At 61.8% G+C, this 623-nt stretch carries 1 protein-coding gene; it reads left to right on the forward strand.

Features of this window, described 5'->3' with window-relative positions:
• Positions 1-623, forward strand: a 623-nt coding sequence (locus KLP42_RS26630; protein WP_215571169.1) for a phage tail protein, incomplete at both ends; no start/stop codon positions are given.

The following is a 623-nucleotide window of genomic DNA, read 5'->3' on the forward strand; positions in this document are numbered from 1 at the left end:
GTGATGGATTACAACTACCGGCGTGGCTTCTCCTGGAATGGTGACCTGTTCCTCGGCATGGGGATGGACCCCGACCTGTTGCCGATCGACCGTTATGTGACGGCGGCGAACATCTGCGACGAACAGGAAGACGGCGAGGCGCGCTATCGCTGTTGCGCCGTTCTCGATGCCAGCCTTGAACACGGCGACAACATTGATGCACTCATGGGATCGTGCGCGGCCATGGTCATCGACAGTGTCGACGGGTCCTGGCCCCTGATCGGCACGGAACAGCCGATCGTCGCAGCCTTCACGGATGACGACCTGGTGCCCGGCGAGGAACTGCTGTTCCAGCGTCGGCGCTCACAGGCCGATCTCGTCAACAGCGTGTCCGGCACCTATCCCGAGCCCGCGAACATGTGGAGCCCGATCGGCTATGACACGCAGACCGACGCGACCTATGTCGGAATTGATCGGCGCACGCGCGATTTCCAGCTTGACCTCGATTGCGTGCCGAGCAAGCGGCAGGCAAACCAGCTGGCGGCCATCTACTTCAAGGAAAACCGGTTTCAGGCGACTGCGCAGATCGTCCTGCCGCCCCGCTTCCGCGATATCAACGTCGGGGAATGGGTACGCTGGAATTC

Origin of the sequence: Rhizobium sp. CSW-27 (assembly GCF_018760785.1) — a bacterium.
In the GTDB taxonomy this organism is placed as follows: Bacteria; Pseudomonadota; Alphaproteobacteria; order Rhizobiales; family Rhizobiaceae; genus Neorhizobium.